Here is a 24,948-nt window from a genome sequence, read left to right on the forward strand (position 1 = left end):
CACGCCCGGCGAGCGCGCAGCGCGGTTGCAGGGGACCCGCCGGGCATGGCCCGGCGCTACCAGAACCGGAGCATCATCGGCTGGCGTACACATCCGGCGTGGGATACTTCGCCGCTTGCAAGAGGCGAGGGAATGCGATGTTCCGTTGGTTTGAATCCCTGATCCCGGTGTTTCCGCCCGTGGACGGGCGCATGCCGCCGCGCAAGGTGGTGCCGTTCTACCTGCACTACCTGCGCCCGGTGTGGCCGGTGCTGCTGGCCACCCTGATCGCCGGCCTGCTGCTGGCGCTGGTGGAAGTGGCGATGTTCGATTACCTGGGCCGCATCGTCGACATGGTCGCCGAGCAGCCCGGTGCCGGCTTCTTCCAGCGCCATGCCAACGAGCTGGGCTGGATGCTGTTCATCACGGTCATCGCTCGGCCGATCCTGGTCGGCCTGCACAACCTGCTGGTCAACCAGGCGATCGTGCCCGGCCTGAGCAACCGCTCGCGCTGGCTGATGCACAACTACGTGGTGCGGCAGAGCCTGAACTTCTTCCAGAACGACTTCGCTGGAAGCGTGGCCAACCGGGTGATGCAGACCGGTACCTCGCTGCGCGAATCGGCTGTGCAGATGGTCGATTCGCTGTGGTACATCGTGGTCTATACCGGCACTGCGCTGTACCTGTTCGCACAGGCCGACTGGCGCCTGATGGTGCCGTTGATCCTGTGGCTGCTGACCTATGCGGTGATCCTGGTGTACTTCGTGCCGCGCGCGAAGGAACGTGCGTGGATCGCCTCCGAAGCACGTTCCAAGGCGATGGGCCGCATCGTTGATGGCTACACCAACATCCCCACGCTGAAGCTGTTCGCCCATGGTGGCCGCGAGCAGGCCTATGTGGCCGAGTCGATCCAGGAACTGGCGGTCAAGCACCGCGCGCAGACCCGGGTCACCACCGGCATGGACCTGGCCATCGCCATCGTCAACGGTTTCCTGATCGCCGGTACCTGCGGCCTGGCGCTGTGGTTGTGGAACGGTGGCCACATCACTGTTGGCGCGATCACGCTGGCGACCGGCCTGGTGATCCGCATCCACAACATGTCCGGCTGGATCATGTGGACCATCAACGGCATCTTCGAGGACATCGGTACGGTGCAGGATGGCATCACTACCATCGCCCAGCCGCTGACCGTGCAGGACCGCGAGGATGCGGTGCCGTTGCAGGTGACCCGTGGTGGCGTGCACTTCCAGGACATCCACTTCCACTACGGCAAGAAGGGAGGTGTGATTGCCGGCCTCGATCTGGTGGTGAAGCCGGGCGAGAAGATCGGCCTGGTCGGCCCGTCCGGTGCCGGCAAGTCGACCCTGGTCAACGTGCTGCTGCGGCTCTACGACCTGGAAAGCGGCCGCATCCTGATCGACGATCAGGACATCGCCCATGTCACCCAGGAGAGCCTGCGCCAGCAGATCGGCGTGGTCACCCAGGACACCTCGCTGCTGCATCGCTCGATCCGCGACAACCTGCTGTATGGCCGCCCCGATGCCACTGACGAGCAGCTGCATGCCGCCGTGGCCAAGGCGCGCGCCGCAGCCTTCATCGATACGCTGGTGGACGGGCAGGGCCGGCGTGGCTACGACGCGCACGTGGGCGAGCGCGGAGTGAAGCTGTCCGGTGGCCAGCGCCAGCGCATCGCCATCGCCCGCGTGCTGCTGAAGGACGCACCGATCCTGGTGCTGGATGAGGCGACCTCGGCACTGGACTCGGAAGTGGAAGCGGCGATCCAGGACAGCCTGGACCAGCTGATGGGCGGCAAGACGGTGATCGCGATCGCGCACCGGCTGTCGACCATCGCACGCATGGACCGGCTGGTGGTGATGGACCAGGGCCGCATCGTCGAGACCGGCACCCATGCCGAGCTCATTGCGGCCGGTGGCCTGTACGCGCGGTTGTGGGCGCGGCAGACCGGTGGTTTTGTGGCTGCTGATCAGTGATCGTTTCGGGGTGGAGCCCTTTCCGGAAACCAGCATGATCCGATCCCTGTGCCCCCTGTTGCTGGCGCTCACCCTCGCCACCACGGTTGCAGCCGCTGCGCCAGCGCCCGTGGAAGGCGACCACCTCGAGCAGGTTGTCCTGCTCAGCCGCCACAACCTGCGCGCTCCGGTGGTGGCATCGGGTGCTTTGGCCAATGCCACGCCGGAGCGCTGGCCAAGCTGGGACGTAGGTGCTGGCGAGCTGACCACCAAGGGCGGGGTGTTGGAGGTCTACATGGGCCGCTACATCGGCCAGTGGCTGCGCCACGCACAGCTGCTGCCGGTATCAGGCTGCCCGCAGCCGGCGGATTTCCACGCCCATGCCAACAGCCTGCAGCGCACCCAGGCCACCGCGCAGTTCTTCATCGCCGGTGCGTTCCCGGGCTGCCATGTCACGGTCGAGCAGCGCATGCCGCTGGGCACGATGGATCCGTTGTTCAATCCGGTGATCCACAACGGTGATGCGGCCTTCCGCGAACGCGCGTTGTCGGCGATGCAACAGGCGCAGGTCGCATCGGATCTGGCACCGGCGTTGGCAGTGGTGGAGGCGATCACCCGCTACCCGCAGTCGGCTGCGTGCGCAGGCCGCAGCGAATGCCACCTGACGCCGGCCGATTCCATTCTCAGCGCAGAGCCGGGCAGGGAACCGCGTACTTCCGGTTCGCTGGCTCTGGCCAGCGGGCTGGTCGATGCCCTGTTGATGGAGCACTACCAGGGCAGTGGCATCCCCCGCGAAGGCTGGGGCCGATTGAACACGGAGACCCAATGGCAGGCGCTGGCGCAGATCCGCAACGGTTACCAGGACATCCTGTTCGGAACGCCCGAGGTGGCGCGTGACGTGGCCGCGCCGCTGCTGGCAAGAGTGAATGCGTTGTTCGAGGACCCGGCATCGCCGAAGGTGAGCCTGCTGGTCGGCCACGATTCCAACATTGGTTCGGTGCTGGCGGCGCTGGGAATCACGGACTACACGTTGCCGGGCCAGTACGAGAAGACGCCGATCGGCGGCCTGCTGCAATTTGAACGCTGGCGTGATCGTGGGGCCGGCGAAGTGCGTTTCCGCCTGGCCTACGTCTACCCGACCACCGCGCAACTGCGAGATGCGCTCCCGTTGAGCGATGTACAGCCACCCGGTCGGGTGGAGCTCGCGCTTCCCGGGTGTGGGCAGAATGGATGCAGTGACGTGCAGTTCGAGCGCGTGCTGCATCGCGCGGTGAATTGAATGCCATCCACGCATGGCGTGGATCTACTGGCAGGCGGGTAGTAGATCCACGCCATGCGTGGATGGGTCCATCCCGGGACGCCGAACAGAAAACGGCCCGGGTTTCCCCGGGCCGTTCTGCTTCCGCTCACACCGGCGCGATCACTCGATCGGCTGGTCCAGCATCAGCTGGCGTGCGAAGCGCACCGGCGGGGCGCCGTAGGACAGCATCTGGTCGTGATAGGCCTTGAGGTTGAACTTGTCGCCCAGCTTGTCCTGCATCGCCTTGCGGGTGTCGAAGTGTTCCTGCGCACCGACGAAGTAGGTCGGCAGCTGTGCCGAGGTCAGCTGCGCGCGCACCCACTTGCCCGAGGCTTCGCTCTCCTGCTGGAAGGCGTCGTGGGTCATCAGGTGCATCGCCTTTTCGCGATCCCAGTTGTCCACATGCACGCCCTGGTCGAGGATCGCGTTGGAGATCGTGCGCAGGTAGAACTTCAGCTGCACCAGGTGGAACAGCGGGTCGTTGTTGAGGTAACCCTGCTCCTGCATCATCCGCTCGGTGTAGACCGCCCAGCCTTCGGCGAACAGGCCCGAACGCAGCACTGCACGCAGGGTGGAGGGGAACTTGGCCGAATGCCAGCCTTCCAGGTAGTGCCCCGGGGTGCCTTCGTGGATGCTGAGCAGGTGAATCATGCGCGAGTTGTACTCACGCAGGAACGAGTCGACCTGCTTGTCGTTCCAGTCCTCCGGAATCGGCGAGACGGCGTAGAAGGTCTTCAGGTTCTTGTCCAGCGGGCCGGGCGAATCGCAGTAGGCCACGGCCACGCCGCGCTGGAATTCCGGCATCAGGATGATGTCCACCGGCGCGTCGGGCAGGGTCATCAGGTCGTGCTCGCGCACGAACGCGGTGGACTGGTCCAGCGCGGCCTTGGCATCGTCCACGACCTTGTCGCGCGCCGGCTTGTCGGCGTAGGCCAGTTCCAGCGCGGCCTCGATCGCCTTCTGCTGCTGCTCGTCGGTCGGCTGTGCCGGCATTTCCGGTGCGCCGGGCTTGTCCTTCAGCACGGTCTGCGCGATGCCGTACATGTCTTCGCGCACGCGCTTGAGTTCGGCGCGTGCTCGCTCGCCGATCTCCTGGCGCGACAGCGACGAGTTCAGCGCGAACTTCAGCTTCTGGTCGTACTTTTCCGCACCGATGCGGAAGTCGCCCTTGGCGTTCGGCACCAGGGTCTTGTCCAGCCAGGTCTGCTGCTCGTCCACGGCCTTCTTCAGGCCATCGATGGCGGCCTGCAGGCGCTGCTGGTCGGCCTGCGGCAGTTCGCCGATGTGCGGGGTGATGAAGGTATCGACGATGCTGAGGATGCCCTTGTTCTGCTTGGCCACCGTCTCGGCATGGATCTTCGGCACGCGGGCCGGATCCAGGTTCTCGCGGGCCTGGGCGAAGATCGCCGGCAGCTTCTCCATGCGCGCGGTGGCCGACTTCAGGCGCTCGGGCAGCGGTGCGAACTCACGGGCCATCAGGCCGTAGATCGCGCTGCCGGCCACGCCGTTGTACAGCTGCGGGTCCCACTTGCCGGACTGCATGACCTCGGCATTCCAGATCTCCGACTGCAGCTGGTTGCGCAGGATCGCCGCGTCCACCTGGTTTTCGCGGCCGAGCTTGGCCACCTCGATCTTGTCCAGCTCGCCCAGCAGCGCCTTGTAGGCGGCCAGGGTCTTCTGCTGGCCGGCGGCGCTCAGGTCGTCGATCTCGCTGTCGTAGCGGTGGTCACCGATCTGGGTGGCGCTGACCGGCGAGAGCTGCATCCAGGTGTCCAGGGCGCGCTTGGACAGGTCGGCGAAGGCGGCATCAACCGCCGCGTCACCGGCCTGCTGGCTGGCGGCCGGGGTGGAACCGTTGGTCGGGGCGTCGGCCGGCTGGCAACCGGCCAGGGCGGCGACCAGGGCGAGGGCAAGAAGATGCGGGCGCATCGGCGTTCCTGTACTGGGGTCAATTCCCGAGCATAGGCCTCCGGGGCTGCTTTGTCCCCGTGCCATAGGATTACCATGGGCACTGACAAGGACCCTCCAGCGGAGCGCAGGACATGGAATACCAGGGAAGCTGCCATTGCGGCAGGATCGCATTCACCGTACAGGCCGAGGCGCCGATCAGCGACGTCATCGACTGCAACTGCTCGATGTGCCGTCGCCGCGGCAGCCTGCTGTGGTTTGCCCCGCGCGAGGCGTTCCAGCTGAGCACCAATCCCGCGGACGTGGCCACCTACCACTTCAACAAAGCCCACATCGATCATCACCACTGCCGCGAGTGCGGCGTTGCTCCCTACAGCGAAGCGGTGGACCCGCACACCGGCACGCCGATGGTGGCGGTGAACGTGCGCTGCGTACCGCAGGTAGACCTGGCCACGCTGGCGGTGATGTCCTACGACGGAGCTGCACTGTGAGGCCGCTGCGGGCGTGGACGCGTGTGGTGGCAATGCCGGTGCTGCTGCTGGCGCTGGCGGCCTGTGCCAAGAACGGCGAGAGGGCGCAGGAGGCGGGTGCCGCTGCTGCCGATGCTGCTGTTGCTTCGCCGGAAGGTGCGTTCCTGGCCTACGAGCATGACGTGCAGATCCAGCTGGAAGCGGCGCAGATCGCTGTGCGCATCCAGCAGGTGGCGCAGGCCTGCCAGAGCGCGAAGTTCGGTGACTGCGCGGTGCTGCAGGTCGACCAGCGCAGTGGCGAGCAGCCCAGCGGTGAGGTCAAGGTACGCATCGCGCCGAAGGGCACCGAGCCCCTGATCGCGATGGCCGGTGAGGGTGGCACGCTGCAGTCGCGTAACACGCGCGCCGAAGATCTCGCGCAGCAGGTCGCCGACACCGCACTGACCAAGGCGCGGTTGGAGAAGGAACACGCGCGGCTGCTGTCCTACCAGGATCGCAAGGACCTGAAGATCGAGGACCTGATGGCGATCACCACGCGCCTGTCGGAGATCGAAGCGGGCGTCGAACAGGCCAACAAGGATTCGGCGCAGCAACGCCGGCGCATCGATACCCAGCTGGTCACGATGCACTTCGATACCACCTCGGGCCAGCGCAGCCGCAGCGAGATCGGCGAAGCGCTGAGCGAATCGGGCAGCATCCTCAGCACCAGCATTGCGTTCCTGATCCGCGCTGCCGCCGCGTTGTTGCCGGTAGCGGTGCTGGCGTTGATCGCGGCCTGGGGTGTGCGGGCGTGGTGGCGTCGCCGCCGTCGCAAGCCGTAATCGCACGTGTTCGCCGGGCATGGCCCGGCGCTACCGGAACAGACGGCGCATGGCCCGGCGTTACCGGGGTGCTTCGAGCATCGGGTAGCGCCGGGCCATGCCCGGCGAGCCCTCAGCCCTCGTCGGTCTCGTACTCGACGAACACATCAAGCTCCAGCGCAAGCTCCTGCACTGCATCGCGCACCTTCTGCGCGGTGCTCTCGTTGCCCACTTCCACCTCCAGTTCGTGGGTGCCCGGGCCGATGTCATCAGACAGCCCGGCCGAACTGGAATCGTCGTCGTCCATGTGCGGCATCAGGTCGTCGGTTTCCTCGACATGTTCGATGCCATCCAGGCCGAGCAGCAGGTCGCTGATCGCGCGGGCGTCGTCTTCGGTTCCGGTGATGCGCAGTCGCAGCATGGCCATGGCGTAGGTACGGTGTGGGGTTGCCTGCAGCCTAGCCGGCCGCGGGCAAAGACCGGGTGAGGGCACGGTCAGCCGGCTGTAGGCATGCGCCCCAGCAGGCTGTCCGGCAGCGCTGGGATCGGCGTGCGTTCGTCCTGGGCCTGTTCCAGCAACCAGTCGATGAACAGGCGCGCGGCCGGGCTCGGCGCTTGTCCTTCGGCATGCACCACGTAGTAGGCATAGCGCGCCTTCAACGCCGGGCCAGGCAGGCGCAGCAGCTCATAGCGTTGCAGATAGGGCTGTGCGACATGCGTGCGGGCCAGTACCGCGCCCATGCCGTACACCGCCGCACGCATCGCATCGGTGCTGTCGGCGAAGGTGTGCATCGGCGGCATCGGCGAGGGCGGGCGTACGCCGGCGTGGCGGAACCAGTCGCGCCAACCCTGCGGTGACAGATCACTGAGCAGCGGCAGCTCGGCGATGCGTGCCGGGTCCTGCAGCGTTTCGACCCCGGCCAGCGCCGGTGAGGCGACCGGGAACAGGTTGTCGTCCATCAGATGCTGCGCATGCAGGCCGGGCCATTGGCCAAGGCCGTAACGGATGCCGACCTCCGGCCCGTTGTCGTCGTAGCGGTCCAGGCCGCTGCCGGTGTGCAGCTCGATGCGTATGTGCGGATGGGCCTGGGTGAAGCGCGGCAGCCGTGGCAGCAGCCAGCAGTATGACAACGAGCGCAGCGTGGTGATCCGCAGCGGCACGCTGTCGGCGTCAGGCTGCAGATGATGGGCGACCGCAGCCACATCAGCGAAGGCCGCACTGGCGGCATCGGCCAGCTGCCGTCCCTCGGCGGTGAGGCGGACGCCTCGCGCATGACGCAGGAACAGCCGGGTCTCCAGCACCTCTTCCAGCCTGCGCACGTGGTGGCTGACCGCACTGGCGGTCAGGTGCAGCTCCTGCGCGGCCTGGGCGAAGTTCTGATGGCGCGCGGCGACCGCGAACACGGCCAGTGCCGGCAGCAGGGAAGGACGTAGCAACATGTCGAGCCTCAAACCATATTTGTGGCTGGCAGCGATACTACGCGCTTGTGTGGCGGTCGTCTGCGGCCGATCCTGTGAGGCCGGACGAGGAATGCAGTGATGGTTGGAGAACGGATATGAATGCGGTGCCACAGACGGCCGAACGTGACTGGCGCACACCGCTGGAACTGACCCTGCTGGGCGCCATCTGGGGCTGCTCGTTCCTGTTCATGCGGGTGGCAGTGCCGTCGTTCGGCCCCTTTGCGCTGGTCGAGATGCGTTTGGGACTGGGCGCGCTGGTGCTGCTGCCATTCCTGTGGCAAGCGCGGGCGCAGTTTCCGCCGCGGCGCTGGCTGTGGCTGGCACCGATCGGCCTGGTCAATTCGGCATTGCCGTTCGTGCTGTTCGCCTACGCAGCCGAACGTGCACCGGCAGCGATCGGCGCGATCTGCAATGCGATGACGGTGCTGTTCGCTGCGTTGATCGCCTTCCTGTTCTTTGGCGAGAAGATCGGCGCGCGGCGTGCGGGTGCGCTGCTGGTTGGTTTTGCCGGCGTAGTGGTGTTGGCCACGGCCAAGATCTCCGGCCTGAGCATCGGCACGGCGGTGCTGGCCGGCGCGGCCGCTTCGCTGTTGTACGGTATGGGCGTGAACCTGGTGAAGCGGCACATGACCGGGTTGCCCTCGGCTGCTGCGGCGGCCGCCACGCTGTCGTGCGCCTCGCTGTGGGTGCTGCCGATGGCGCTCACCCATCTGCCGCAGGGGCCGATCCCGGGCAAGGCCTGGGGCGCGGCGATCGCGTTGGGTGTGGTCTGCACCGGATTCGCCTTCCTGATGTTCTATCGCCTGATCGGCCGCATCGGCCCGTCGCGTGCATCGACGGTGACCTATCTGGTGCCGTTGTTCGGCGCAGCGTTCGCCTGGCTGTTCCTGGGTGAAGCGGTGACGGTGCAGATGTTGATTGCCGGTGCGTTGATTCTGGGGAGTGTGGCGGTAAGTCAGAAGGGCTGATGCGTTGGCGTTTTGCGCGTGGCGCGTGCTGAAGGTGCTTCATCGTTCATGGGCGTCACTTTTCTTTTCGCGCGAAAAGAAAAGTAACCAAAAGAAACGCGCCGCCAAGTCGCGAGCCGCCGTGCTTCGCACGTCGGTCCCCTGCGCTTCTCGGTGAATCAGGGGACGGTGCCGAACTCGCTACGCTCAGACATCGGCACCTCTTCGCCCCTGATTCCCCTGCGATGCTCGGCTCACTCAAGGCGGACCCAGATCAAAGGCCACAGCCGCGAGTGCGGGCAGCGACAGTGCCGGACCATGCACGGCGAATGATGCGGTCGCCTTGGACGTTGGGTCCGCCTTGAGCGAGCCGAGCACCGCAGGTCCGGCGAGGGCGAAGAGGCGCGGGTGTCTGAGCGCAGCGAGTTCCCGCGCCGTCCCTCGACGGGCCGAGGAGCACAGGGCACCGGTGCGCAGCATCGGCTCGCGGCTGGCGGAACGTTTCTTTTGGTTACTTTTCTTTGCGTACAAAGAAAAGCAACGCCCATGAACAGTGAAGCACCTTCAGCACGCGCCACGCGCAGAACCCGCGACGGCGTTACTTCACCGGTACCGGAATATTGCAAAGATCGATATGCCCCGCCGGGCGCTTGTAGAAATCGTCCACACGATTGCGTCGCGCTTCGACCGTATCGGCGAACGTCTTTGAATCAGTACGCAGTACCTGGATCGGCGTGCGCTCGGCCACCGGCACATCGCTGGCACGGCGGATCGACACGATCGGCGTACGCAGCTTCGGGTCGGCATAGAAACCCATCGGCGCCGGTCCGCGCGGCGTTGCGCTGAGCAGTTCCATGCCCTTCAGCACGCGACCGACCAGGGTGATGTTGCGGTCCAGCTGACGCGGTGACTGGCCGGTCACCACGTACAGTTCTGCGCCGATGCTGCTGTCTTCCTCGTTGCTGCGGCCAGCGCCGAGCATGCCGTAGCAGTGCGCCAGCCAGGCCTTGCCGGCCTGTGGGTCCTGGCCGACCGGGAAGCCGTCGACGAAACCGGTCTGCGCCGCCCAGCCATCACGGTCCGGCAGCACGCTGACCTTCAGGCCAGCGCTGGCGCGCTCGAACTCGGCCGGCAGCTTGCGCGCGGCACTGCCGAACGGCTTTGCCTTGGCCGCGTCATCGGCGTCGGCATCGCCGAACTGCACCACGAAGTTGTCCTGCGAACGGTAGATGCTGGTGCCGTCCCAGAAGTGCTCGTGGGCGAAGGTCTGGATGTTGGCGACATGGCGCGGGGCGAACTGCGGCGCCAGCTCGATGATCACCCGTCCGGCCGGCAGATCCATGTACAGCAGGTTGGCCGGGTCCGGGGTGCGCCAGTCGCTGGTTGCCGACGCATCGAGTATCTGCTGCGGGCTGCGGTACGGCGTGGCCGCGCTGGCCAGGGCGGGCAGCAGGCAGGACAGGGCAAGGGCGGTCAGGGCAAGGCGACGACGGTGCGGCATGGGAACCCCGGAACATGAACGAGGGTCTGATTCTGCGCGAGCCGTTCCGCCACGCCAACCGGCAGAGTGACTAACGACACATTCGCTATACCGAACTTCGCACTACTGTGGACTTCAACGTAGTGGAGGGCCGGTCATGTCCGAGGACGATGTCCACCTGAAGAAGTTCCAGAAGGAGCTCAGCGCCGGAACGGTGTCGCTGGCCCTGCTGGCGGTGCTGGCCCGGGCCGGGGAGCCGCTGTACGGGTACTTGATTGCCAAGGAACTGGAGCGGGTGGGTGAGGGCGTGCTGAGCGGCAAGCAGAGCGCGCTGTACCCGGTGCTGCGCAATCTGGAGGGCGCTGGCCTGCTGGAAAGTCATGTGGAGCCGTCCAGCAGCGGGCCGCCGCGACGCTACTACCGCATCAATGAACGTGGCCGCGAGGTGTTGGCGCAATGGCGCCAGGCCTGGCAGGCCACCCGCGATTCCGTCGATTCCGTGTTGGAGGGGGTACCACAATGAACGACCCGAGCCTGGCAGGCAGTGCCCTGCCGACCACCATTCCGCAGTATCTGGCGCAGCTGCGCGCGGCGCTGGAAGGCGCCGACCCGGCGATGGTGCAGGACGCGCTGTACGACGCCGAGGAGTATCTGCGCTCGGAGCTGGCAGCGCAGCCCGGGCGCAGTGAAACCGAGGTGATCGCCGACGTCGCCGGCAGCTATGGCGCGCCGGACGAAGTGGCCGAGATCTACCGCGAGACCGAGGTGACCGTGAACCGTGCGTTGCGCTCACCGCGTGCGGATACCGCGCCGATGCTGCGTGCGGCCGCGCAAGCGAGCGGTGTGGAGCCTGCCGCGCCGCCGCCGACGCCGGTGCAGCGCTCGCTGCTGGCGCGTTTCTTCGGCGTGCTGGCCGATCCGCATACCTATGGTGCGCTGTTCTACATGCTGCTGTCGCTGGCCACCGGCACCTTCTTCTTCACCTGGGTGGTCACCGGACTGTCGCTGTCGCTGGGTCTGATGATCCTGATCATCGGCATTCCGTTGACGGTGCTGTTCTTCGGTTCGGTGCGCGGGCTGGCGTTGCTGGAAGGGCGCCTGGTGGAAGCGCTGCTGGGCGAACGCATGCCGCGCCGGCCGCAGTACACCGACCGCAGCCGCAGCTGGCTGCAGCGCATTGGCGACATGTTCACCGATGGCCGCACCTGGCTGACGCTGCTGTACTTCGTGCTGATGCTGCCGCTGGGCATCATCTACTTCACCATCGCGGTGACGCTGCTGTCGCTGTCGCTGAGCCTGATCTGGGCACCGGTCGCAGCGATCTTCAGTGGCGACATCCCCGGCGTGTACATCAACGACGTGAACGTGCTGCCGATGGCGGCCTCGCCGCTGGTGGCGATCGCGGTTGCCGCAGTGGGGGCGCTGCTGCTGGTGCTGACCCTGCATCTGGCACGCGGCATCGGCAAGCTGCATGGGCTGATCGCCAAGAACCTGCTGGTGCGGTTGTAAGCGGTCAGGGGTCGGATCCCTGTTCGCAGAACAGGGCTCTGACCCCGGATTCGATCGTGCTGGGGTCAGAGCCCTTTCCGCTGGAAAGGGATCCGACCCCGGGAGCGCCGACCAAGGTCGGCACCCACCACGGGCGGTTTACCCCGCCTTTCGGCGCAACGGGGTGACGTTGCTCTTCTTCTTTGAGGCCTTCGCCGCCGGTGCTTCGGCATGCGCGGCGAAGAAATCGCGCACCTTCGGGTACACCACTTCGCGCCAGCGACGGCCGCTGAAGATGCCGTAGTGGCCGGCGCCTTCAACGATGAAATGCTCGCGACGGTCCGCGCCGATGCCAGTGCACAGCGCCTGCGCCGCTTCGGTCTGGCCGAGGCCGGCGATGTCGTCCAGCTCGCCTTCGATGCTCAACAGTGCGGTATCGCGGATCGCCGACGGATCGACCTTTTCGCCGTTGACCACCCACTCGCCACGCGGCAGCAGGAAGTCCTGGAACACCACGCGGATGGTATCCAGGTAGTACTTGGCCGGCATGTCCAGCACGGCGTTGTACTCATCATAGAAGTTGCGATGAGCGTCGGCGTCTTCGAGATCGCCCTTGACCAGGTCGGTGTAGAAATCCCAGTGCGAGCTGAAGTGGCGGCTGGGATTCATCGACAGGAAGCCGGCGTGCTGCAGGAAGCCCGGGTACACGCGACGGCCGGCACCGGGATAGCTGGCCGGCACGGTGTGGATGACGTTGTTCTCGAACCACGACAGCGGGTTCTGCGTGGCCAGGTTGTTGACGGCGGTCGGGCTGCAGCGCGCATCGATCGGGCCACCCATCATCACCAGCGTGCGCGGTGTCGGTTCACCACGGCTGGCCATCAGCGAAACCGCCGCCAGCACCGGCACCGTCGGCTGGCACACGCTCACCACATGCAGGCGCTCGACGCCGAGGTGGCGGATGAACTCCTGGATGTAGGCGATGTAGTCGTCGAGGCCGAACTCGCCCTCGCTGGCCGGCACCATGCGCGCGTCGACCCAGTCGGTCACATACACGCGGTGGTCGCGCAGCAGGGTGCGCACGGTGTCGCGCAGCAGCGTGGCGTGGTGGCCGGACAGCGGCGCCACCACCAGCACGAACGGCTGGTTGAGCATGGTGTGCAGCTGGTCGGCTTCATTGCTGTGGCGCTTGAAGCGCAGCAGCTTGCAGAACGGCTTGCTCACTTCCTCGTGCACGACGATCGGCACGCGCTCGCCTTCGACATCGATTTCGTTGATGCCCCATTCGGGCTTCTCGTAATCCTTGCCGATGCGATGGAACAGCTCATTGACGGCCGCCAGTCGATCGGCACCGGGCATCTGCGACCACCAGTGGCCCGGGGTGGCGAAGAACTTGGCGTTGGCCTGGGCCTGGTGCACCCAGGGGGCGAGCAGGTTGCGGGTCAGTTCGTGCAGTTGATAGAGCATGCCGACCGAATATGTATGGTCATATGTTGCCGCGCAGCATATCCCATCCGGGTGTCCCGCAGGTTAAGTTGGCTGAAAATAATGAATCCGGATTCACATCCGCTCCAGCGCCGCCGCATCGCCTGCCAGAGCGGGGCCGAGCCAGCAATGCGACCCTACCGGCTGCAGGCCCTGCCGGGCCAGTTCACGCCGGTACCAGCGCGCCGGGCGGGCCTGGAAGCCATCGTGGTCGCCTTCGAACGCATCCTCGGCCGCGAAGGTCTCCAGGAAGGCCACGCCCGCGGTCAGTTCAGCCACGCCGGCCAGGCCTGCGCGCAGTTCGCGATTGGGTACGTAGTGCATCACGTCCGAGCAGATCAGCAGGTCGACCGGGGCACAGGGCCGCAGCCAGGCGAAATCACCGAAGCTGGCCAAGTGCAGGTTGCGGGTCCGGCCGTAGCGGCGCACAGCGTACTCGCTGCTGTCGAACCCGAGGTATTCGACCTTCGGACGCAGCTTCAGCAGCGGTGCGCGCCAGGCGCCTTCGCCACATCCGATGTCCAGCACACTGCGGATCGGCCGTTCCAGGTAGTACTCGGCGCTGGCCACGGCCAGGGCAACCTTGCGCGCCAGCCGAGCGCTGCCGCCGATGTCGGCGCTGCGGTACCAGCGTTGGAAGTAGGCGGCGTCGTAGGTCTTGTCCATGGGGCGGTCGCAGTGGTGAAAACGGCGCTTATCGTACGGCGTTGCGGCGTGCCATGCGTCGATGTGTCGCGGCGCTGGCGCGTGGGGTGGCCCGGCCACGGCATGCGAGAATGGCCGCCAACCTACGCCAGCCGCCGGAGCGAGCGCATGCAGAGTTACTACTGGGTCAAGACCTTCCACATCGTGTTCGTGGTGGCGTGGATGGCGACGGTGTTCTATCTGCCGCGCATCCTGGTGAACCTGGCCGAGACCGCTGGCCAGCCGGCGGTGACCGAGCGCCTGCAGCTGATGGGCCTGCGCCTGTACCGCTTCGGCCACTCGATGTTCGGGTTGGCATTCCTGCTGGGTCTGGTGCTGTGGCTGGGCTACAAGGTCATCCCGGATTTCCCGACCATGGTCGCCGCGGGCGGTGCCGGTTGGTTGCACGCCAAGCTGGGCCTGGTGGTCGTGCTGCTGGCGTACTTCATCTGGATCGGGCGCCTGCTCAAGGGCGTGGCCAAGGGCAGGGCGCTGCCGTCGTCGCGCGCGCTGCGCTGGATCAACGAGATCCCGCTGCTGGCCTTCATCCCGATCGTGTGGCTGGTGCTGGCCAAGCCGTTCTGAGGCGGGGTCATCTGCACCCGGTAGATCGACGCCATGCGTGGATGCTGTCAGGGTGCAAACGAAAGAGCCGGGCATCTGCCCGGCTCTTTCATTTCTGCAATCACCTGCGTGTTGCCGGCCAGCGGCCGGCACTACCGGGCTTATGCCGCTTCGTACGTGCCGTAGCTGCGCAGGCGGGTGTAGCGCTGCTCCAGCAGCTGCTCGGTGGACAGCTTTTCCAGCGCGTCCAGTTCGTTCAGCAGCACCGCCTTCAGGCGTTTGGCCATCTGCGTCGGGTTGCGGTGGGCGCCACCGGTCGGCTCGCGCACGACCTTGTCGACCAGGCCCAGGCTCTTCAGGCGCGGGGCAGTCAGGCCCAGCTGCTCGGCTGCGTCCTTAGCCTTGCCGGCGTCCTTCCACAGGATCGAGGCGCAACCTTCCGGGGTGATGGTCGAGTAGACCGCATATTCCAGCATCACGGTGCGGTCACCCACGCCCAGCGCAAGCGCGCCGCCGGAGCCGCCTTCGCCGATCACGGTGCAGATGATCGGCACCTTCAGCTCAGCCATCTCGATCAGGTTGCGCGCGATCGCTTCGGACTGGCCACGCGACTCGGCGTCGATGCCCGGCCAGGCGCCGGCGGTGTCGATCAGGGTCAGCACCGGCAGGCCGAAGCGCTCGGCCATCTTCATCAGGCGCAGCGCCTTGCGGTAGCCCTCCGGCTTGGGCATGCCGAAGTTGCGCTTGATCTTTTCCTTGGTGTCGCGGCCCTTCTGGTGGCCGATCACCATCACCGAACGGCCGTTGATGCGGGCCAGGCCGCCCATGATGGCCTTGTCGTCGGCGAAGGCACGGTCGCCGGCCAGCTCCTGGAACTCATCGAACATCACGCGGAGGTAGTCGGCGGTGTACGGGCGCGACGGGTGACGGGCCAGCTGCAGTACCTGCCACGAGGTCAGGTTACGGAAGATCTGCGCGGTGCGCAGGCGCAGCTTGTCCTGCAGCGCGTGCACTTCCGCCTCGACATTGACCGCCGGCCCGGCACTGGCGTTGCGCAGTTCCTGGATCTTGGCTTCCAGGTCGGCGATGGGTTGCTCGAAGTCGAGGTAGTTCGGATTCATCGGAAGCCGTCGTGTAAAGAAGAGGGGAATTCTAGCCGAATGCGTGCAAAGCACCCGTACGCCTTCGTCTGGAAGGCGACGGTAACGCAGCCGGGCGGGGGGCGCCAGTCAACTCAGGGCACCACCAGGGCGCTGCGGCCCATCAGCTGGCTGCGCTGGGAAACGAAGTCGTTGTAGGCCTCGTTGGCCTCACGGCCCAGCCCGCTGCCCAGCGTGGCGGTGGCCGAGGTGAAGGCCATCTGCGCGGCGAAGTCCTGCTTGCGCAGGGCTCTCTGTTCATCGGCGGTGGTGGCCTTCAGCCAGCGCGCATAGACCTCACGCAGCGGCGCGGCATGCGCCTCGAAGGCTGGCACCAGCGCCGGCAGGCTGGCCGGGGCCGGTTCCAGGCTGAACGCCGGCGCCACGTAGCCGGCCGGCTGCTCGCGCTTGAATGCGCCGGGCTCGCCCATGCCTTCTTCCACGTAGGCGATGAAGTCCGGCGCGGTGAACACCTTGGCCACGATCTGGCCGCCGCTGGAATCGACGTGGGCGACCACCTTTTCCTTGGGGAACGGTTCGCGCACGCCGTAGGTCCAGGTCTTGTCGATGAACAGCGCGTGGCTCTTCTCGAACGGGCCTTCGAAGTCGACGCCGCCCAGCTCGATGCCGGCCTTGCCGGTGCCGAAGTTCTTCAGCTTGCTCTCGTCGGTGACATAGATCTCGCGGGCGACCACGTACTCGCTCAGGGTCGGGTTGATCAGCCCGCCACGACCGTCGGTGTAGACGATGAAGCGCACGTCGCCGAGCTTTTCGGTGTGCAGGCGATGCTCGCCGACGGCCAGCGAAATCGGGCGCGAGCCCTGTGCAGCCACCGGCAGGTCCTTGCCATCGATGCTCACTGCCAGCGGCGTGTCGGTCGGGTTGTCGATCTGGAACTCGATCTTCGACGGGGAGCAGGCGGCCAGCGCGAGCGCAGCGGCGAACGGGAACAGCAGGGTCTTCATCGGCAATCGTCCTTGATACTTGGAACGGAGGAACAGGAACACGAGGGAGCCAGCCTCAGCTGGCCCACGGCGGGCTATAGCGCACCTTCAGCGTGCGCACGGCCGGGTCGGCGCGCAGCGCCTCCATCAGCTTGGAATCGATGCGTACCGCACTCTGTCCGGAGACATCGAGCATGCCGGCAACACCGCCATGCGGGCCCTTCAGCAGCAGGTCCAGGCGCAGTGGCGTGCGGCCGGGGCGATGGCGGTCGAGCAGCGCATCGATGCGTTCCCAGACCGGGCGCTGCTGGCGCAGGTCCAGGCGCAGCGACAACCTCGTGGCGTAGTTGGCGCAGACTTCGTCAAAGTCCCAGCACTGGCGGATGCGCAATGCGAAACCACCGTTGAATTCGTCCTCGCGCAGGCCGCCCTTGACCACCAGGATGCGGTCCTTGGTCATCAGGTGGCCGAACTCGGCCATCGCGTCGGAGAACGCGCTGCACTCGACGCGACCGCGACCATCTTCGAGCTGGATGAAGATCTGGCTCTCACCCTTGCGGCGCACGCCGACCACCTGGCCGGCCAGCACCGTCTGCACCTCCGGTCGCCAGCGCTTCTCGCCGCCGCCACCGCCACCGCTGTTGGCGCTCCAGATCTTTTCCACCGAACCCAGGTCAGTACCGACCAGGTCGCGCACGTCGTCGCGCCACGGGTCGAACGGATGCCCGCTGAGGTAGAAGCCCAGCGTGTCGCGCTCGCCATTGAGGCGCTGCAGCAGCGGCCATTCCTCGGCTTCGGGAAGGTCCAGCTGGATGGTCACCGTGCTTGGGTCGGGGCCGCCGAACAGCGAATTCTGGCCGGAGGCACGCTCGCGCGCCATCTGCTCGGTGGCCTTGATCACTTCCGGCAGCTGCAGCATCAACGAGGCGCGGTTGTGGCCCAGCTCGTCCAGCGCGCCGCAGTTGATCATCGCCTCCAGCGTGCGCCGGTTGAGCTTGGCCGAACCGACGCGGGTGCAGAAGTCGAGCAGGTCCTTGTAGTCGCCGCCCTTCAGGCGTTCGTCCACCACCGCCTCGCAGGCACCCTGGCCGACGCCCTTGATCGCGCCCAGGCCGTACTGGATGGTGTCCGGGGTAACCGCTTCGAACATGAAGGCCGAGTGGTTCACCTTCGGCGGCAGCACGGTCAGGCCGAGGTTGCGCACCTCGTCCAGGAAGCCCACCACCTTCTCGGTGTTGTCCAGGTCCGAGGACAGCGTGGCCGCCATGAACTCGGCCGGGTAATGACGCTTGAGCCAGGCGGTCTGGTAACTGACCAGCGCGTAGGCGGCGGCGTGCGACTTGTTGAAGCCGTAGCCGGCGAACTTCTCCATCAGGTCGAAGATCGCATCGGCCTTGGCTTCGTCCACACCGTCCTTGGCCGCACCTTCGCGGAAGATCTCGCGGTGCTTGGCCATTTCGGCCGGCACCTTCTTGCCCATCGCGCGGCGCAGCAGGTCGGCGCCGCCCAGCGAGTAGCCGCCGACGATCTGCGCCATCTGCATCACCTGCTCCTGGTACACCATGATGCCGTAGGTGTCCTTCAGGATCGCTTCGGTACGCGGATCGGGATAGATGATTTCTTCCTGGCCGTGCTTACGCGCGTTGAAGGAAGGAATCAGGTCCATCGGGCCGGGGCGGTACAGCGACACCAGCGCGATCAGGTCTTCGAACCGGTCAGGGCGCGCGTCCTTCAGCAGGCGCCGCATGCCCGAGGATTCGAACTGGAATACCGCGCCGGTATTGCCGTTGGCGAAGATGTCCTTGTAGGTGGGCGTGTCGTCCAGCGGGATCGCGGCGATGTCCACCGGCGGAATGCCGGCGCGCTCATGGCGCTTGTTGATCGCCTTCACCGCCCAATCGATGATGGTCAGCGTGCGCAGGCCCAGGAAGTCGAACTTCACCAGCCCGACTTCTTCCACGTCGTTCTTGTCGAACTGGGTGACCGGGTTCTTGCCGAGCCCGTTCTCGTCGTGTTCGGCGTACAGCGGGCAGAACTCGCTCAGCGGCTCGGGCCCGATCACCACGCCACCGGCATGCTTGCCGGCGTTGCGGGTCAGGTCTTCCAGCTGCAGTGCCAGGTCGATCAGGTCGCGGACGTCGTCCTCGGTCTCGTAGCGCTGGATCAGTTCGGCCGAGGCCATTTCCGAGCTCGGGCCTTCCTTGCCCTTGCCCAGCGCATCCTTCAGGTGGATGCCGAGGATGTTCGGGATCAGCTTGGAGACGCCGTCGACCAGACCGTACGGGAAACCGAGCACGCGGCCGGAGTCACGCACCACTGCCTTTGCGGCCATGGTGCCGTAGGTGATGATCTGGCTGACGCGCTCGCGCCCGTACTTGCGCGCAACGTAGTCGATCACCTCGTCGCGGCGGTCCATGCAGAAGTCGATGTCGAAGTCGGGCATCGACACGCGTTCCGGGTTCAGGAACCGCTCGAACAGCAGGTTGTACGGCAGCGGGTCCAGGTCGGTGATCTTCAGCGCCCATGCCACCAGCGAGCCGGCACCCGAACCACGGCCCGGGCCGATCGGGATGCCCTGGTTCTTGCCCCACTGGATGAAGTCGGCAACGATCAGGAAGTAACCCGGGAAGCCCATCTTGATGATGGTGTTGAGCTCGAACTCCAGGCGCTCGAAGTACTCCTCGCGGGTCTTGCCCGGCGCCAGCGGATTCTTCTCCAGGCGCTCTTCCAGGCCGTCGCGCGACATCTTCTGGATCCAGGTGTCCAGGGTCTCGTCGTCGGGCACCGGGTAGTTGGGCAGGAAGTAGGTACCCAGCCGCATCTCGATGTTGCAGCGTTCGGCCAGCGCCAGCGTGTTGTCGATCGCATCGGGGATGTCGGCGAACAGCGCGCACATCTCCTCGGCCGACTTCAGGTACTGCTGGTCGCTGTACTCGCGCGGGCGCTTGGGATCGTCCAGCACGCGGCCGGTGGAAATGCACACGCGCGCTTCGTGCGCGCTGAAATCCGTCGGCGACAGGAAGCGTACGTCGTTGCTGGCCACCACTGGCAGGCCACGCTGGCCTGCGGCCATCAGCGCGAACTGGTTGAAGGTTTCTTCGCCCTCGCGGCCGGTGCGGGTCAGCTCCAGGTGCAGGCCGTCGCCGAACACGCGTTGCCAGTCGGCCAGCTGCTGCTCGGCCAGTTCATGCTTACCGTCCAGCGCCAGGCGCCCGGCCAGGCTCTGCCGGCCAGCGAGTGCGAACAGGTTGGCGTTGCCGGCCTTTAGCCAGTCCGGGTGGATGGCCACGCCGCCTTCGGGGCGGTGGCCTTCCATCCAGGCGCGGGTCAGCAGCCGCGACAGGCTCAGGTAGCCCTCACGGTCGCGGCACAGCAGGGTCATCCGCCACGGGTCCTGGCCTTCCTCGGCGATCAGCACGTCGGCGCCGGCGATCGGCTTGATGCCCACGCCTTCGGCCGCCTTGTAGAACTTGACCAGAGCGAACAGGTTGTTGAGGTCGGTCACCGCCAGTGCGGGCAGGCCAAGCTCGACCGAGCGCGACAGCAGGTTGGCCTGCTTGGCCTTCTTCGGGTCGGCCTGATCGGGTTTGGCCGGCACACGGATGGTCGAGTCCGCCAGCGAGAACTCGGTGTGGACGTGGAGATGTACGAAGCGGGAGTTGGACATGCCGGACCAGGTTGGAGCGCGCGGGCCCCGGGTGCTGACGGGGGAATCGTCGCCGGGGTCGGGAAGCGCTGGAGTGCCCGGTCAGGGTAGCGAGGGCAGGGGGTGGCGACAAGGCTTGACGGTACGGCGATTGCGCGCATGCCGCCGGGCATGGTCCGGCGCTATCGGATGCGTTCATATTGCCGAGTACGCGGATTCCCGGTCGCCGGGTGCGTCCACGTTGCCGTGGTAGCGCCGGGCCATGCCCGGCGGCCATTGTTCAGGCGATCGCGATGGCGATGTCAGCCGCAGCCGGCGGCGCTTCCAGGCACTCGCGCACCGGGGCGAAGCTGCGCCGGTGCTCCACGCAGGGACCGTGCTCGCGCAGGGCGGCCAGGTGGGCCGGGGTGCCGTAGCCCTTGTGCTGCTCGAAGCCGTATTGCGGGTGGCGGGAGTGCACGTCCAGCATGTAACGGTCGCGCGAGACCTTGGCCAGGATCGAGGCCGCCATGATCGCGCGGTCGATGCCGTCGCCTCCGACCAGCGCCTGTGCCGGCAGCACCAGGCCCTTCGGCACCACGTTGCCATCGATGCGGGCGAAGCCCGCCACATGGGCTACGGCCGCGACCACGTCGCGCATGCCCTGCAGGGTCGCCTGGTAGATGTTCAGGCGGTCGATGGTGTCCACGTCCACCAGCACCACGTGCCAGGCCAGCGCCCGTTCGATGATGCGGTCATGCAGCTGCTCGCGACGGGCCGCGGTCAGCTGCTTGGAATCGTCCAGGCCATTGATGCGTGGCCGCGCCGGGTCGAACACCACCGCCGCCACCGCTACCGGCCCGGCCAGCGGGCCGCGGCCGGCTTCGTCGACGCCGGCGACCAGGCGCTCCGGCTCGATCACCGCGTTGCCGTCGAACAGCGCCAGGCTGGCCGCTGCGGCGTGGCGGCGGCTCATGCCCGGTCCTGCTCGCGCATCAGCAGTTCGCCGACGGCGTCGGCGGCGCGGGCCGAGGCATTGCGGCGCAGGCGCTCATGCAGCCGGGCATAGGTGCCCTGCAGGTCGGTCACCCGCTGCGGGTGGTCGAACCACTGCTGGACGGCAGCGGCCAGCTTGTCCGGCGTGCAGTCGTGCTGCATCAGTTCCGGCGCCAGGTCCTGGCCAGCCAGGATGTTGGGCAGTGCGAAACGGTCCACCTTGATCAGGCCCAGCGCCTTGACCAGCCGGTAGGTCAGCTCGTTGACGCGGTAACCGACCACCATCGGCCGTTTCACCAGCATTGCCTCCAGGGTCGCGGTGCCGGAGGCCAGCACCACCACATCGGCGGCAATCATCGCGTTGCGGGCCTGGCCGTCGAGCACATGCGAGTACGCCACCGGCAACGCCGAGCGTGACAGCTGCTCTTCGATCAGGCGCTTGCAGGCCGGGTTGGCGGCAGGCACCACCACATGCAGGCCCGGGATGCGCTCGGAGACCTGCCAGGCGGCCTCGAAGAAGGGTTCACCCAGCCGCGAGATTTCACCCAGGCGGCTGCCCGGCAGCACCGCCAGCACCTTGGCCGAGGTCGGCAGGCCTAGCGCGGCCCGGGCTTCCTCACGGTTGCCCTGCAGCGGAATGTCATCGGCCATCGGATGACCGACGAAGCGCGCGTCGACGCCGTGCTTGGCATAGATCGGCGGTTCCATCGGGAACAGGCACAGCACCAGGTCGGCACTGCTGCCGATCTTCTCGGCGCGCTTCTCGCGCCAGGCCCAGACCGATGGGCTGACGTAATGCACGGTGCGCACACCACGCTGCTTCAGCCAGCGCTCGATACCGAGGTTGAAGTCAGGGGCGTCGATACCGATGAACACGTCCGGCTGCCATTCCAGCGCGCGCTGGCGGAACGCCGAGCGCAGCTTCAGCAGGCGTGGCAGGTGGCGCAGCACTTCGGTCAGGCCCATCACCGCCAGTTCGCTGGCATCGTGCCAGGTCTGGCAGCCGGCGCTGCGCATGGCATCGCCGCCGATGCCGGCGAACTCGGCATTCGGGAAGCGCGCCTTCAGTTCACGCACCAGGCCTGCACCGAGCAGGTCGCCGGAGGCTTCACCGGCGACGAGGGCGATCCGCAGTGGGCGCTCGCTGAGCACCCGCTGCGCAGGGACGCTGCCGGCCATCGAGGCCAGCGGGATCACGGCGGCGCCGGCCGGCGCCTGGCCGGTCGCGCTGCTCATCGCAGCAACGGCCTCTCGGCATGCTCGATGAAGTCCAGCATGGCCTTCACGTCATCGCTGCCGCGCGCCTGCTCGGTCAGCTGCTGCTTGGCCTCGGCCAGCGGCAGGCCGGCCACGTACAGGGTGCGGTAGGCACGCTTGATGGCGGAGATGCGCTCGGCATCGAAGCCACGGCGCTTCAGCCCTTCGCTGTTGATGCCACGCGGGCGGCCCAGCGAGTCGGTGCCGACCATGGTGAACGGCGGTACGTCACCGTTGGTCAGCGCGCCCATGCCGAGGAAGGCATGCGCGCCGATGCGGCAGAACTGGTGGGCACCGGCGAAGCCGCTGATGATCACGTAGTCGCCCACGGTCACGTGGCCGGCCAGGGTGGTGTTGTTGGAGAACACGCAGAAGTTGCCGACATGGCAATCGTGCGCCACATGCGTGTAGGCCAGCATCCAGTTGTCGTTGCCGATGGTGGTGATGCCACCGCCACCGCCGGTGCCGCGGTTCACGGTCACGAACTCACGGAACACGTTGCGGTCGCCGATCACCAGTTCGGTGCGCTCGCCGGCAAACTTCTTGTCCTGCGGTTCGCCACCGATCGCGGCGTGGCCGACGAAGCGGTTGTCGCGGCCGATCCGGGTCGGGCCGTGGATGCTGCAATGGGGGCCGACCACCGTACCGGCGCCGATTTCCACATCGGCACCGATCAGGGTGAAGGCGCCCACCTGAACGTCATCGGCCAGGCGCGCGGCCGGATCGATGACGGCAGTCGGGTGGATCCGGGGTGCGTTGTCAGTCATTCCTGCCTCCAGTGGATCAGCCCTTGGCGCCGGCACACATGACTTCGGCCGAGGCAACGACTTCACCGTTGACCTTGGCTTCGCCGTAGTACCAGCCCATGTTGCGGATCAAGCGCTTCATCTGCACATCCAGCAGCAGCACGTCGCCGGGGACGACCTGCTTGTTGAAGCGGGCGTTTTCCACCTTGACCATGTAGAACAGCTTGGACTGCGAGTCGCGGCCGAGCGTGAGCTGGGTCATCACGCCACCGGCCTGGGCCAGCGCTTCGATGATCAGCACGCCGGGCATGATCGGGCGGCCCGGGAAATGGCCCTGGAAGAAGGGCTCGTTGATGCTCACGTTCTTCTGCGCCAGGATGCGCTTGGCCTCGATGTCGAGCTCAAGCACCCGGTCGACCAGCAGGAACGGGTAACGGTGCGGGAGCAGTTCCTGGATCTGGCAGACGTCGATCGGAAGCTGCAGCGTGTCGTTCATTCTTTCTCCTTGCCAGCAGCCAGGACGCGGCGAGCCAATGCGTCCAGCTGCTTGAAGCGCGCGGCGTTCTTGCGCCACGTGCGGTTATCGGTCAACGGGGTACCGGACGAATACTCGCCCGGCTCATGGATGGAGTTGCGGACCACGGACTTGCCGGTGATCACGACCTTGTCGCAGATCTCGAGGTGGCCGACCACACCGACGTGGCCGCCGAGCAGGCAGTAGCGGCCGATCTTGGCGCTGCCGGCGATGCCGGTGCAGCCGGCGATGGCCGAGTGCGCGCCGATCTGCACGTTGTGCGCGATCTGCACCAGGTTGTCGAGGCGCACGTCCTCGTCCAGCACGGTGTCTTCCAGCGCGCCACGGTCGACGCAGGTGTTGGCGCCGATTTCGCAATCGTCGCCGATGCGGACGCCACCGAGCTGCGGCACCTTGATCCACTTGCCGGCGTCCATCGCCAGGCCGAAGCCATCGGCGCCGAGCACGGCACCGGGGTGCACGCGCACGCGCTTGCCGAGCTTGACCCGGGTCACCAGGGTAACCCGGGCAATCAGTTCACAGCCGGTGTCCAGGCTGCAGTCTTCGCCGATCACGCTGCCGGTGCCGATGATGCAGTTCTCGCCGACCACGCTGCGTGCGCCGATGGAGACGAACGGACCGATATGCGCGCTGGCCGCGACCTGGGCGCTGGGATCGATGACGGCGCTGGGATGGATGCCCGGCGGGCGCGTCGGCGCGATGTCGAACAGTGCTGCGATCTTGGCGAAGGTGGTGTACGGGTCCTTGGCCACGAGCGCGGCGCCGGGGGCGGCCTCGGCGTCTTCGGCACGCAGCACCACCAGCGAGGCGTGGCTGTCGGCCAGCTGCGCGCGGTAGCGCGGGTTGGCGAGGAAGGTCAGCTGGCCTGGGCCGGCATGGGCGAGGGTGGCCACGCCATGGATGGCGGTGGCGGGGTCGCCATGGACCTGCAGGCCGAACTGCTCGGCGAGTTGCTGGGCGGTGTAGGTGGGAGTATTCACGGCGGGAGTTTAACGTGTGACGCCATTGCGGTCATGCGGGGGCGAAGGCTTGGCGCCTGCCTGGTACGAGCGGGAGGCGGCGGGTGGCCCTGGCCAGGACACGCAAAAGCCCCTCCATGGTGCTCGATGGCGCCTTGCTCGTGTGCGCTGTCCTGCGCACACGGCAAGACCGGGGTTGGGCGTCCTGCCC

At 66.7% G+C, this 24,948-nt stretch carries 22 protein-coding genes; 8 read left to right on the top strand and 14 right to left on the bottom strand.

All coding sequences use genetic code 11. The features are described 5' to 3' along the window. The first annotated feature begins 137 nt into the window (after nucleotides 1-137). A complete protein-coding gene (gene smrA, locus AC3ITW_RS06700) occupies nucleotides 138-1,970 on the top strand; it encodes a multidrug efflux ABC transporter SmrA (RefSeq protein ID WP_012510494.1) in 1,833 nt (610 codons plus the stop codon). Between the two features lie 34 nt (nucleotides 1,971-2,004). Further along, nucleotides 2,005-3,228, top strand: coding sequence for a bifunctional glucose-1-phosphatase/inositol phosphatase (gene agp / locus AC3ITW_RS06705; protein ID WP_012510495.1), 1,224 nt, complete (start codon nucleotides 2,005-2,007; stop codon nucleotides 3,226-3,228). Between the two features lie 141 nt (nucleotides 3,229-3,369). Here agp and AC3ITW_RS06710 read toward each other — a convergent pair whose 3' ends face one another. After that, nucleotides 3,370-5,178, bottom strand: coding sequence for a DUF885 domain-containing protein (locus tag AC3ITW_RS06710; RefSeq protein WP_046983157.1), 1,809 nt, complete (start codon nucleotides 5,176-5,178; stop codon nucleotides 3,370-3,372). Nucleotides 5,179-5,291: 113 nt separating this feature from the next. Between AC3ITW_RS06710 and AC3ITW_RS06715 the strand changes: the two genes are divergently transcribed. Beyond that, a complete protein-coding gene (locus AC3ITW_RS06715) occupies nucleotides 5,292-5,648 on the top strand; it encodes a GFA family protein (RefSeq protein WP_004150849.1) in 357 nt (118 codons plus the stop codon). Between the two features lie 32 nt (nucleotides 5,649-5,680). Beyond that, on the top strand, nucleotides 5,681-6,448 hold the full coding sequence (locus AC3ITW_RS06720) for a DUF4349 domain-containing protein (RefSeq protein WP_174238320.1): 768 nt from the start codon (nucleotides 5,681-5,683) through the stop codon (nucleotides 6,446-6,448). A gap of 112 nt (nucleotides 6,449-6,560) precedes the next feature. Here AC3ITW_RS06720 and AC3ITW_RS06725 read toward each other — a convergent pair whose 3' ends face one another. Both AC3ITW_RS06725 and AC3ITW_RS06730 read right to left on the bottom strand, forming a co-directional pair. Next, on the bottom strand, nucleotides 6,561-6,854 hold the full coding sequence (locus AC3ITW_RS06725) for a hypothetical protein (RefSeq protein WP_012510497.1): 294 nt from the start codon (nucleotides 6,852-6,854) through the stop codon (nucleotides 6,561-6,563). A 68-nt stretch (nucleotides 6,855-6,922) separates the two neighbouring features. Next, the gene (locus AC3ITW_RS06730) at nucleotides 6,923-7,867 is read right to left on the bottom strand and encodes a LysR substrate-binding domain-containing protein (RefSeq protein WP_004150868.1); all 945 of its coding nucleotides are present in this window, start codon (nucleotides 7,865-7,867) and stop codon (nucleotides 6,923-6,925) included. A 116-nt stretch (nucleotides 7,868-7,983) separates the two neighbouring features. On the opposite strand from AC3ITW_RS06730, the gene AC3ITW_RS06735 reads away from it, so the two are divergent. After that, complete coding sequence (locus AC3ITW_RS06735) at nucleotides 7,984-8,856, top strand: DMT family transporter (RefSeq protein ID WP_012510498.1); 873 nt, start codon at nucleotides 7,984-7,986, stop codon at nucleotides 8,854-8,856. Nucleotides 8,857-9,433: 577 nt separating this feature from the next. Here the strand turns inward: AC3ITW_RS06735 and AC3ITW_RS06740 are convergent. Further along, entirely contained in the window at nucleotides 9,434-10,336 is a 903-nt protein-coding gene (locus tag AC3ITW_RS06740) for a peptidylprolyl isomerase (RefSeq protein ID WP_197583473.1), read from the bottom strand. 136 nt (nucleotides 10,337-10,472) lie between these two features. On the opposite strand from AC3ITW_RS06740, the gene AC3ITW_RS06745 reads away from it, so the two are divergent. After that, complete coding sequence (locus AC3ITW_RS06745; protein ID WP_004150914.1) at nucleotides 10,473-10,838, top strand: PadR family transcriptional regulator; 366 nt, start codon at nucleotides 10,473-10,475, stop codon at nucleotides 10,836-10,838. Then, entirely contained in the window at nucleotides 10,835-11,824 is a 990-nt protein-coding gene (locus tag AC3ITW_RS06750; protein ID WP_197583477.1) for a sensor domain-containing protein, read from the top strand. The genes AC3ITW_RS06745 and AC3ITW_RS06750 overlap by 4 nt, the downstream gene beginning before the upstream one ends. 138 nt (nucleotides 11,825-11,962) lie before the next feature. Here the strand turns inward: AC3ITW_RS06750 and AC3ITW_RS06755 are convergent, their stop codons facing one another. Together AC3ITW_RS06755 and AC3ITW_RS06760 are read right to left on the bottom strand one after the other, a co-directional pair. Next, complete coding sequence (locus tag AC3ITW_RS06755; protein WP_065722413.1) at nucleotides 11,963-13,270, bottom strand: polyhydroxyalkanoate depolymerase; 1,308 nt, start codon at nucleotides 13,268-13,270, stop codon at nucleotides 11,963-11,965. Nucleotides 13,271-13,363: 93 nt separating this feature from the next. Then, nucleotides 13,364-13,954: a class I SAM-dependent DNA methyltransferase gene (locus AC3ITW_RS06760; RefSeq protein ID WP_100434331.1), complete on the bottom strand. Its 591-nt coding sequence runs from the start codon at nucleotides 13,952-13,954 to the stop codon at nucleotides 13,364-13,366. Between the two features lie 147 nt (nucleotides 13,955-14,101). On the opposite strand from AC3ITW_RS06760, the gene AC3ITW_RS06765 reads away from it, so the two are divergent. Further along, the gene (locus AC3ITW_RS06765; RefSeq protein ID WP_012510503.1) at nucleotides 14,102-14,557 is read left to right on the top strand and encodes a CopD family protein; all 456 of its coding nucleotides are present in this window, start codon (nucleotides 14,102-14,104) and stop codon (nucleotides 14,555-14,557) included. A 140-nt stretch (nucleotides 14,558-14,697) separates the two neighbouring features. On the opposite strand, the gene AC3ITW_RS06770 is transcribed toward AC3ITW_RS06765, so the two are convergent. The 8 genes from AC3ITW_RS06770 to lpxD all read right to left on the bottom strand — a co-directional run bounded on the left by AC3ITW_RS06770 (nucleotide 14,698) and on the right by lpxD (nucleotide 24,758). After that, complete coding sequence (locus tag AC3ITW_RS06770; RefSeq protein WP_012510504.1) at nucleotides 14,698-15,657, bottom strand: acetyl-CoA carboxylase carboxyltransferase subunit alpha; 960 nt, start codon at nucleotides 15,655-15,657, stop codon at nucleotides 14,698-14,700. Nucleotides 15,658-15,770: 113 nt separating this feature from the next. Next, nucleotides 15,771-16,640, bottom strand: coding sequence for a hypothetical protein (locus AC3ITW_RS06775; protein ID WP_004150956.1), 870 nt, complete (start codon nucleotides 16,638-16,640; stop codon nucleotides 15,771-15,773). A 55-nt stretch (nucleotides 16,641-16,695) separates the two neighbouring features. Further along, on the bottom strand, nucleotides 16,696-20,286 hold the full coding sequence (gene dnaE, locus AC3ITW_RS06780) for a DNA polymerase III subunit alpha (protein WP_065722410.1): 3,591 nt from the start codon (nucleotides 20,284-20,286) through the stop codon (nucleotides 16,696-16,698). Nucleotides 20,287-20,545: 259 nt separating this feature from the next. Next, nucleotides 20,546-21,220, bottom strand: coding sequence for a ribonuclease HII (gene rnhB / locus AC3ITW_RS06785; RefSeq protein ID WP_012510506.1), 675 nt, complete (start codon nucleotides 21,218-21,220; stop codon nucleotides 20,546-20,548). Next, nucleotides 21,217-22,419: a lipid-A-disaccharide synthase gene (gene lpxB / locus AC3ITW_RS06790; protein ID WP_065722854.1), complete on the bottom strand. Its 1,203-nt coding sequence runs from the start codon at nucleotides 22,417-22,419 to the stop codon at nucleotides 21,217-21,219. The genes rnhB and lpxB overlap by 4 nt, the downstream gene beginning before the upstream one ends. A gap of 53 nt (nucleotides 22,420-22,472) precedes the next feature. Next, the gene (gene lpxA, locus AC3ITW_RS06795) at nucleotides 22,473-23,264 is read right to left on the bottom strand and encodes an acyl-ACP--UDP-N-acetylglucosamine O-acyltransferase (protein WP_012510508.1); all 792 of its coding nucleotides are present in this window, start codon (nucleotides 23,262-23,264) and stop codon (nucleotides 22,473-22,475) included. Nucleotides 23,265-23,280: 16 nt separating this feature from the next. Beyond that, complete coding sequence (fabZ, locus tag AC3ITW_RS06800) at nucleotides 23,281-23,739, bottom strand: 3-hydroxyacyl-ACP dehydratase FabZ (protein WP_004150978.1); 459 nt, start codon at nucleotides 23,737-23,739, stop codon at nucleotides 23,281-23,283. Beyond that, on the bottom strand, nucleotides 23,736-24,758 hold the full coding sequence (gene lpxD, locus AC3ITW_RS06805) for a UDP-3-O-(3-hydroxymyristoyl)glucosamine N-acyltransferase (RefSeq protein ID WP_004150979.1): 1,023 nt from the start codon (nucleotides 24,756-24,758) through the stop codon (nucleotides 23,736-23,738). The genes fabZ and lpxD overlap by 4 nt, the downstream gene beginning before the upstream one ends. Between the last annotated feature and the right edge of the window lie 190 nt (nucleotides 24,759-24,948).

It is taken from the genome of Stenotrophomonas sp. KH_052, from assembly GCF_057838755.1.